The sequence below is a fragment of the Trichocoleus sp. FACHB-40 genome (assembly GCF_014695915.1).
Taxonomy (GTDB): Bacteria; Cyanobacteriota; Cyanobacteriia; order Cyanobacteriales; family FACHB-T130; genus Funiculus; species Funiculus sociatus.
The window spans coordinates 1-9670 of sequence record NZ_JACJPF010000124.1 but is presented as its reverse complement, the minus strand read 5'-3'; the positions used below and the strand labels follow the sequence as shown (position 1 = coordinate 9670).

Here is a 9670-nt window from a genome sequence, read left to right as displayed (position 1 = left end):
ATTTTATGGTCAATATCTTGTGTGGTTTAATTGCTTACTGTCATCAACCCAAGAAACCATCACTCCGTTTAGAGTGGGCTTTGGTTCAATCAGCTTAACCCGAACTGAGGTTATGAATAATGTTCGCAAAAAGCTCAAAGCCCAAACTCGTTACCAGGCACTCCATCAAGCAATCGTCAATGACTGGATTCAGTAGTTTTAGAGCATGGTTGAGCGGCTGCAAATAACCTTTTCATCCACTCTAAGGGCATATTAATCTCCTCCAACCAAATTGTTAGACCACTCTTAACGTGATTGCGAAGATGATACAGATGTCTAGAACTGATAGCTGAATTAGTAGAGCGCCCAATTAATGATCTTCCATTCACTGTTTGGTATACCCCACACTTCGGGATTTCCTTCACAATCTTCGTTAATCAAACGAAAATCCAATGATTTTGATACCTCTTCTCCATATTCTTCAAATACTAGATTGGTTGAAATGATTGAGAGGGCTGCTCCACTATCGTGTATTGAGACGAACTCGAAGGATTTTAAAATTTTGGACGTAAAGGTTTGACGAAGACGTGCAGGTGCTTGCTTGACAGGTGGACCCATCTTGGGCGATAAACACCGAGCCATATAGCCGTAGTTCTTAACCTTCCAGAAAGTTAAATACTCAACAAGTCGCTTCTCAGGAGTCCCATCAGTAAATAGTTCTGGTGTACCATTTCTGGGAATATCAACACCAACTTTAATATCTCTAGGTTTCCACTGCTCTAATTTTTCTTGACTTTCTTGATTTTGGCGTAGTTGATGTAGAATTTCACTCCATGTTTTTTGCGGTTCTTCTGGTGGAGCTTCAAGCAGTCCCTTTTCTGCTTTCAGTGCCCAATCACGAGTAGCGAACAAAGCTGCCCATGTTTTAGCTGCAACTGTCTTGTTGTCATAGCTAAGATCCATCCCGTGCATAATTCCATTGCGATATGGAATAGTGATTGACTCAGTTGTGGTTTTATATCGCCCTTTTTGAAAGATACCCACTAATACATTCAAGCCTCGGCTATGAGCCGAAATGGAATCCCATGCTACGAGATCAACTTCTTCAGCAAAGAAGCCTCGCCGTTTATCTTGTAACTCGTTCACCAAACCATCAAGTAACGCCAGTACGACAGGAACACATGCGTGATAGCGTTCTTCTTCATAATCGATTAGAGCCTTTCGGGCAAGGGGTACTCTTGGGCGAAAAGCGTGAATTCCATTCATGGTCTGTAACTTCCATTTAACTGTCTCCACGCTGTAATAGTTCACCAAGTCAATTTCTGCACCATCTATATCACCTGACTCGGCTTTTACAATTGCTCCCTTTGCAACCTCAAGGTTGAGCAAGTCATAACTAATCCAACCCCGTGAAGCAAATATGTCGTTGAAACGATCAGGAATTTGAGCCATCTCTTCTATCTGGCGAACAAGATCATCAACTTCGTCTAGCGCTTCATCCATTTTTTGAACATCAGCACCTAAAAATCTCAGGAAAGGACGGCAGAAAGGCATAATGCGCTTGAAGGCAGCCATGTCTCTCGCATTTTTGAGATTTTTAGCAATGCTGGGAATGTCCCTGATAAGAGGGGAATTCATAAGATGCTAGTCGCAAGTACAAGTGTATTTCAAGATTAATGTCAACAGGTTTAACACATCATATAGGAACTTGCCTACTTAAACCTTCAAACTTCTGCCCTATCCAAAAAATCCATAACCTATCGATTTAGATAGTAGTTAATGGCTGCTTGGCAGAGTTCCAGACAGCGCGATCGCCACCCCTAACCCTATCGTTAGACTTAAACCTTTTGTATTCAGAGATACAAAACATCTCCTGATCTAACACTTAATTTGGCAATACATTCGAGCAATTAAGCGATAAATGAGCCAATGAAACGCCTTATTTCGTTGTTGTTATAGGAGGTAGCTAAGCCATGCTTTCTATAAACTACTGCTTGATGGAAAGAGTCTTGGTTGGAAAAAATCTGCAATAATGCACCTGCACCACTATCACCAACTTCTAACATCCTATGCCTGAAATCCACTTTCAAAATCAATGGATGTGATGGTTCTCAGGAACCCTGCCATACCCCTTCTTTAGTCGTCAAAGACTATGTTACACCTAATAATGAGTCTGAGCTGGATGACTTTGTTGAGCGATCGCGTTCAGCCCTGAAAATTGCAAGCGATCGCCTTCAGGAAAAGTATGGCATACCTTGTGGTTTAGCTTGGAGACATCTGCAAGACATTGAAGTTAAATTTGCTCACTAAAGCCATCTATCTCAACCAAAAGTGCGGTTCATTCAGTTTATTGAATAGATACAACTGCAACTAAATTCTCTCCCCTCACAATTGTGATATTCAAACCATGTATAGCAGTCCTAAAGACATTGTAAAATTTCATTTCTAGAGACGTTCTATATTTCCCGAAAAAGGTGCAAGATGTAAATCTGGCAGTCCTGAAATATCTGAAGCCAGAATCAGGGGCGGTAGAAATCCGTAAAGTGGAAGTTACAGCTAAGATTCACTCAAACGAAGCGGTGTTGGATGAAATCTGGAGTTTTGTTGGGTTTCGCATCCAAAGAGCCAAGCTACATAGAGTTTAGATTTTTAGCTTTAAGTGAACCGTATTGGTTTTTAACCCACAAAAAAACGATACCGCTTCCGTTGGAACATACTTATAATGGCATAAGTCTTGATGTAAAGATGTATGCCAAGCATCATCTATCTAACTCAGTGTTATCCCGCAGGCATTACAGTGCCTCTTATTACTACTCGGCTTCACCAACTTTAAGAGTTTTTAGTTCCCTCTTAGCTTGGTTTTTGTAATTGGCAAAACTTATTACCATAATTACAGGAGATTCGCTTTTGTGATGGACAGAGTAACCAGGAAAATCGTCGGCTTCTTGCTACTGCGTAAAACTTCCACTTTAGTTATAGCTGCGATGATAGTTTTACCTATAGGCTTTGCCCTACCTGCTTGTTCGCGACCTTTCCCGCGTCAGCGACCTGTTTTTGATCAGCCAACGTTCACTCCAAGCAATCAGAGTATACCTACTCAGTCTCTGTACAAACCTAATCTTGGTTCATATACCGTTGGAGTCGCAGACGACCTCTCTCTCTTCGACAGTCGGCGCAAGCGACAACTTCCTGTTAAAGTTTACTATCCTCAAGGGCAAGGATCATTCCCTGTAATTATCTTTTCTCATGGGGGAGGAGGCGGCTCTAAGGAGGGCTTCTCATACTTGGGCGAATTCTGGGCTAGTCAGGGATACATCTCCATCCATCCGTCTCACAGTGATTCATCTTCCTTGCGGGAAACCGAAGATAATGCCCAACCTTTAGAGTATCGCCCTCAAGACGTATCGTTTGTCATAGACTCTCTGCAAGCATTAGAAGGGAAAATTCCTCAGTTGCGAGGGAAAATAGATCGCGCTCGCATCGGTGTCGCTGGTCACTCATTTGGTGCATACTCAGCCCTATGGATGGCAGGACAGATGGTGGACACAGCCCAGAGAAAAGACGTTAGTTTCCGAGACCCCCGTGTCCGTGCGTTTTTGGCTATATCTCCACCGGGAACTGGTAGAGGTGGGTTAGATGAGCGCTCTTGGGATAGAATCACCGCTCCTGTAATGATTGTTAGCGGTAGTAATGAAAGAGGCGACGATTGGAGGATGGAACCTTTCAAGAATATGCCTGCTGGTAATAAGTATTACCTCTTATTCCAAGATGCCTACCACTCGTCCTATAACGACTATAAACCAGGTGGTAGGCGTGGGCTCATGCAAGATAGGGAGACTATTCAAAATATTCACACTCATCTCCAAAGTGCCAGTATTGCTTTCTGGGATAGTTACCTCAAACAGGACAATGCCGCTAAGCAGTTTCTCCAGTCTGATGCGCTTCCAGGTGGCAATATGGATGCACCCCTAAGTAGCAATAGAGATGTGTTCCCACGTAGCAATAGAGATGCGTTTCCACGTAGGGATAGGCTACCAAGTAGCGGTGGGGGTCAAGTCACACTATTTAAAAAGTGATTGGCTCTTAAGAGAATAGTACTGGCGTTGACACTCCTGTGGCTTATAGCTGTGGGAGCGTCAAGGGAAGTCACAAGCACCAGGCACCACATTGGCGATCGTTGGCTAGAATGGTGTTGCCACTGCTGGTAAAATCTGTTTTGCTATAACGGCCCTTTTTGCCTTTTTTCAAATCATCCGCCACTCGACATAAAGAGCATCTTTCGATTATTCTTACGCCCCATACTTAACTATTCGTAACCCAATTCTTGGGCTAACTTTACAACTTCAGGGATGAATCCTTTACCGTCTTCACGCCAGGGCAAGGAACCATCCAGTTGACTAGGTACTACACTTTGGTAACGAAAAGCGGGTGACTTCAAAAAGTTAGGGTCATTCCCCAAGTGAGCGCCATAAGGGCCTAATGTTGCATAGGGAGAATTTTCAGGGTGCAACATTGCCTCAAGAATTGTTTCATTCCAGCTAAAATTTAACCACCTACATATTTTTTCCAAATATAATTTAGGATTATTTAAAAGAGTTTCCCCACATACGTGCATTTTTTGTTGGGGGGGAATATTGCTCAAAAAATCTAAAATGGTAGACTGCATTCTGTACCAGTTGTACTGTGGATCGACAGTTGGTGGATTGGTGGAACGATCAACAGAATTAAACATGACAGCCATAATCTGACCACCCCGCACATTCATCAACGATTGTCCTTGGGTTCTCGGATGGCGAACGAGGTGCAAGTAGTAAGCATCGGGAAAAGTTTTGCGGATGCGATTTAGAGTAGCCCGGTTTGCAGCGTACACAGGACTTTTATCGATAATCCGCAGAGGCGCAACTTTTTCGCACAGTTCCCTGTAAACTTCGCCTACACTATGGTCGAGGCGTGTGGAAATCCAGCGATGAGCCATTTCAATAGAATAGAGGGATTGTTCGCCAGCGTAGAGCTGAGCAACAGTTCGCAACAAGCCATGCAGCTGAAATCGGCGAAAACCACTCATTCGCTGTAAGAATTGTTCTAGAGTATCAGTAACGAACAAATTAAGTTCTGGAACTCCATAGGCTTCGGGATGCTGACCGAGCATGGCACAGACTAAAGATGTAAAGGAACGTGGAGATGCAAGAATGAAGACAGGCTGGGGGGCTAACATATCAAATGACCTCTGCTCTGTTAAAAGCGATCGCTTCTAAGTAATTTTTACCGATAAATAACCTTTTTATACTCTACGAGAGTAATAGGTTATATTGTAAAAACTGGGTAAAGCTCATTCCATGAGAATGAACCCGATAGCTCAGACATCTAGTATGTTTCATCCATGACTCAAAATCAGGCAATATCTGACGAAAAGCGCCAAGAGATTTTACAGCGTCTCCGAAATCGTCGTGGAGAAGCTAGACGCTTTGATATAAATCAGAAAAAAACCGAGGATCATGGCGATCCATTTATGCGTACCCTCTTGAAGCTAAGAGATTTTCAAGTAGACATAGCTAGAGGTGCGGATATCGCTCAACAAATATCCGATCTTGGTGAAGATGAAGCACTTGTAAAATCTTTGGTAGAGCTTAAACAAACTAGAAAAGCTAAAAAAGCAGCGGCTTTGCCAGCGGAACCCGAACAAAAGCAATCTGAAACATCAGAGCTTGGTGAAGATACCAAAATACTAGAAATGTATTTGCATTTAACCAAAGCTAAGCGAGATGCCAAAAAGAAAAAGAAGGCAGCCAACAAGCAGCAAACTCAGCCTGAAACAACTAATTCAACCTTGCAGCCAATATTAGGAATCAGCCACAATAGGCTTCCCGAAAATGTTTCCTCTGCTGATTTTGTAAAAACTATACAGCAGTTATTGGGTAATGCTGAATCCAATCTCAGCGTCTTACCGCTAGAGCAACTTGAACAACGCAGAAAAGAATTGCAATACCGCTATAATTGGATGCGCTCAATCCTTGAAGAGATGCACTTGGAATTAGATAAACTTCAAGATAATATCATCGATAGACTGCACTCAGTTATACAAAGTCAACACCAAGAAGGGACAGAATGAATTCTTTAAGCATTTAAAGCTTCACCTGCAAACAAATTGTTTGCGCTTGATTCTGCATTCAATAGTTAATACTAGCCAATCGCTGGAAATAAATGATTATTTCGGTATGAAAATCCGTAAATAAATACTTTATGTCTGATTAAAATATAGTACAGCAGGCATCAAAGCCAATTCCTACAAAACCAAAATCTGCACTGCAAATTATTACAAATGTCTCAACTGTTCATTATACTCTCACCGCCCCGTTCCTTTTCATCAGTTGTGTCCACAATGATTGGACAACATCCGCAGTTGTATGGTTTCCCGGAACTCCACCTCTTTGTAGGCGATACTATCGATGAGGTTATCAAGCACCACGAAACCAGACGCAGACCTGAAGGTCCACCAGGATTACTGCGAACAATAGCAGAAATTCATAGCGGGGCTCAAACAACATCAACTGTTCTCAAAGCTAGACTGTGGTTGGATGAGCGGCGGGATTGGCCTGTAAAAAAACTGTATGACTATATGCTGGAGAAGATTAGCCCGCAAATCGGCGTAGAAAAAAGTCCAATTACAGTTGTAACACGACAATTTATTGAACGTGCCTATTCTTGCTTTCCAACAGCTAATTATTTGCATCTCACCCGCCATCCAATATCAGCTAGGAAGTCAATTATAGAGATGGTGGAACGCAAACGAAAAGCAACAAAGGTAGATCCTTCCTCTGGGATAAAGCTAGATCCTCTAAGATTTTGGTTTAACACCCACCGAAATATTATGAATTTCTGTAATACTCTGCCTTTAGGTCAGAGTATACGGATTAAAGGGGAAGATGTACTATCTGAGCCAGATTTGTATTTACCACAAATAGCTGATTGGCTGGGCTTGCGAACAGACAGCGAAGCAATTGAAGCAATGAAGCATCCGGAAAATTCTCCCTACGCCAGGGTTGGTCCGATTATGGCTCGCGGAGGTAATGACGTAAAATTTATGCATAGTCCAGCCCTACGTCCGGGAAAAATTCGGGAACCTTCGCTGAAAGATGAACTGGAAAAAGGAGAGTTAAAAGATATTGTGGACGATGAGTTTGCTGAAAAACTTATCAACTTTGCCAAGCAACTAGGCTATCGCTAGCGTGTTATTAACCCAGAAAGGAAAGAAATGTCTAAGGTGTCTTTAATGACCGCCCAGCAGTTGAAAAATATTAGTCCAGTTAATATAGACGGACTAGGGAGCATCGCTACCTGTTCGATGGCTGCGTTCCAAGATCGCCTGTACTTAGCGAGAATATGCGAGGCTGGTAAAAAATCATACAATGGGAAAATATTGCGCTACGACTCAGAAAATGATAGTTGGGAAGAAGTATATGCAGGAGCATTAGAAGGAGAAAATAATTATAAAGGTGTTGGGAGTGGTAATAGCGCTTCGGGCATACCGTTAGCGATCGCATTTTTGGAGGAAACACCTTCGCTAATCGTTAGCTTGCTTTCTCCCTCTAGTTCGCAACTTCTACATTCAGAGGATGGCAAGACTTTTCATACCCTCCCTGAACCCCAGCTAGACAACCATGTCCTGTCATTTCGTCGCCTCCTGCCATTCCAGAATCGGCTGTACGCGATTCCCGCAGACAATACGGCAAAAAACCTCATCTGCGCCTGTGATGACCCTGAAACAGGCAAATGGCAAGCAGTCAATCTTCCAGGGTTCGATAATTTAGACAATCAAGCCATTTCTCAAATAGTGGCGTTCAACAATTGCCTGTACGCTGGAACTATAAATTCCGAAACAGGTTGCCAAATCTGGAAAATTCAGGATACCGAGCAAACACCCTATACTTGGAAAAAAATTATTTCTGATGGTGCGCGTGGGTATACCTTTAACTCATGTGTATCTTCTATGATTGTTTTCCAAGGCAATTTGTATTTTGCCACTGGAACGCCTGCGGATGGTTACGACAGAGGTAATGATATTGCCATTACTGCGCCGGAAATCATTCGGATTTATCCCGATGATAGCTGGGATTTGATTGTTGGCGCACCTAAGTTCACTCCCGATGGTTTGAAAGTTCCCTTATCAGTTATGGGTGCGGGATTCGATGATTCTCACAATTGTACCCTCCAGTTTATGACTGTTCATAACGACTGTTTGTATGTGGGAACTCAAGGAAATGGCGGTTTTCAGCTTTGGGCTACAGAAGATGGTGAAATATGGGAACCGATCCGTCTAGAACCATTAAGCGATCGCCGTGATATAGAAATCTATACTGTAGTAACTACTCCGTTGGGATTAGTTACTGTTTTAGGTAAAACAAATCTCCAGAATACCGGCAATCCATCGAAGGCTAAAACCCAGGATTTGGAAGTTTGGTTAGGAAAGTAAATACAAAGCGTGTTGTTGGCTGTACTGATAAACCATAAGGGGTTATGGATATGAAAACAGTGGCTATTTCTGAAAGCTTTGGATCGATGGTATACCATGAAAGCGAGACTAATGTATGTAATTTAGATAAAGAGCAAATTATTAAATTATTCAAATCTTCTGGATTTTTACTGATCAGAGGATTTGATACAGACACTGAACAATTTAAAAAATTCACCGCCTCACTCAGCACAGAATTCATGCCCTATATCGGTGGCGCTTATAACCAAAGAGAGGCAATTAACGGCGACAAAACTGTTTTATCAGTAACCGGGGCAAATCTGAGATATGCAGTGCCGCTGCATGGGGAAATGTACTATACCAAAAATAAACCAAGTCTGCTGTGGTTTTATTGTGCTACTCCCCCCTTGGCTGGCGGTGAAACAACAGTATGTGATGGAATCCAGGTTTATCAGAAATTGAGTGATTCCACAAAAGAATTATTTCACACAAAACGGTTGAAATATATTCGCAGCTATCAGAAATTCATGTGGCAAGAAATATATAAAACTGATGATTTGAATATAGTTAAAAGAATCTGCCAAGAAAACGATACATACCTAAAGGTAGATGAACAAGACCACTCAATTACTACTGAATTTGTTACTTATGCGATTACTGAAAGCGGGAAACATAAAGCTTTCATCAATAACATCTTGCCAGTAATTGCCCAGGAATACGTCCAGGGTTTGCAATCGAGTATTGTTAGGTTTGAAGACGGTTTAAAAATTCCTGATGACGTGATTTTTGAACTCAAGGAGGTTACTGATAAATTGACTCTCCCGATTGCATGGCAAAAGGGAGATATCTTGATGATAGATAACACAAGATTACTTCATGGCAGAAAGTCGTTTTCTGATAATCAAAGAGAGATTTATGTCAGGATGGGCCATTTAGCTAATCCAGCATACAACTAATAATTAATGACTAATAATATCAAAATTGGTTGATTGCCCATAATAAAAGAACCCACCCCGCTCTGCGGCTCAGGCTTTCTGGTTGACTTGCTTTCTAAGGATTGGGGGTGGAATCTCGGTTTCCTCTTAATTGTGGGTAATTAACCCGATTTGATAAGCTGTTCAGCATTTAAATAAAGTATAATCCGAAAGTAAATTTAGTCTAACAAGTGAAAGATGCCAGCGAAAAATTATCTCAATCAAGAGCAAGTAGAGAAACTACAAA

At 42.0% G+C, this 9670-nt stretch carries 9 protein-coding genes and 1 pseudogene; 8 read left to right on the top strand and 2 right to left on the bottom strand.

All coding sequences use genetic code 11. From position 1 onward, the window contains the following. Positions 1-98: pseudogene (locus tag H6F63_RS31265) on the top strand (IS982 family transposase); the annotation flags it as partial. 235 nt (positions 99-333) lie between these two features. Here the strand turns inward: H6F63_RS31265 and H6F63_RS28975 are convergent. Further along, positions 334-1617 (bottom strand): hypothetical protein, encoded by a 1284-nt coding sequence (locus H6F63_RS28975; RefSeq protein WP_190640699.1) that lies wholly within the window; start codon positions 1615-1617, stop codon positions 334-336. Positions 1618-1992: 375 nt separating this feature from the next. Here H6F63_RS28975 and H6F63_RS28970 point away from each other — a divergent pair, with 375 nt between their 5' ends. The 3 genes from H6F63_RS28970 to H6F63_RS28960 all read left to right on the top strand — a co-directional run bounded on the left by H6F63_RS28970 (position 1993) and on the right by H6F63_RS28960 (position 4055). Beyond that, on the top strand, positions 1993-2289 hold the full coding sequence (locus H6F63_RS28970; protein WP_242020235.1) for a hypothetical protein: 297 nt from the start codon (positions 1993-1995) through the stop codon (positions 2287-2289). Between the two features lie 164 nt (positions 2290-2453). Further along, positions 2454-2624 (top strand): hypothetical protein, encoded by a 171-nt coding sequence (locus tag H6F63_RS28965; RefSeq protein ID WP_190640698.1) that lies wholly within the window; start codon positions 2454-2456, stop codon positions 2622-2624. Positions 2625-2891: 267 nt separating this feature from the next. Beyond that, complete coding sequence (locus H6F63_RS28960; RefSeq protein WP_242020239.1) at positions 2892-4055, top strand: hypothetical protein; 1164 nt, start codon at positions 2892-2894, stop codon at positions 4053-4055. A gap of 230 nt (positions 4056-4285) precedes the next feature. Here H6F63_RS28960 and H6F63_RS28955 read toward each other — a convergent pair whose 3' ends face one another. Continuing rightward, the gene (locus H6F63_RS28955; RefSeq protein WP_190640696.1) at positions 4286-5194 is read right to left on the bottom strand and encodes a sulfotransferase; all 909 of its coding nucleotides are present in this window, start codon (positions 5192-5194) and stop codon (positions 4286-4288) included. 165 nt (positions 5195-5359) lie between these two features. Between H6F63_RS28955 and H6F63_RS28950 the strand changes: the two genes are divergently transcribed. The 4 genes from H6F63_RS28950 (at position 5360) to H6F63_RS28935 (ending at position 9405) form a co-directional block, all read left to right on the top strand. Continuing rightward, entirely contained in the window at positions 5360-6088 is a 729-nt protein-coding gene (locus H6F63_RS28950; protein WP_190640695.1) for a hypothetical protein, read from the top strand. A 210-nt stretch (positions 6089-6298) separates the two neighbouring features. Then, positions 6299-7204 carry a sulfotransferase gene (locus tag H6F63_RS28945; RefSeq protein WP_190421371.1) on the top strand — a complete coding sequence of 302 codons (906 nt, stop codon included), beginning with the start codon at positions 6299-6301 and terminating at the stop codon, positions 7202-7204. 27 nt (positions 7205-7231) lie between these two features. Then, a complete protein-coding gene (locus H6F63_RS28940; RefSeq protein ID WP_190640694.1) occupies positions 7232-8449 on the top strand; it encodes a hypothetical protein in 1218 nt (405 codons plus the stop codon). Positions 8450-8499: 50 nt separating this feature from the next. After that, a complete protein-coding gene (locus H6F63_RS28935) occupies positions 8500-9405 on the top strand; it encodes a TauD/TfdA family dioxygenase (RefSeq protein ID WP_190640693.1) in 906 nt (301 codons plus the stop codon). Positions 9406-9670 lie beyond the last annotated feature (265 nt).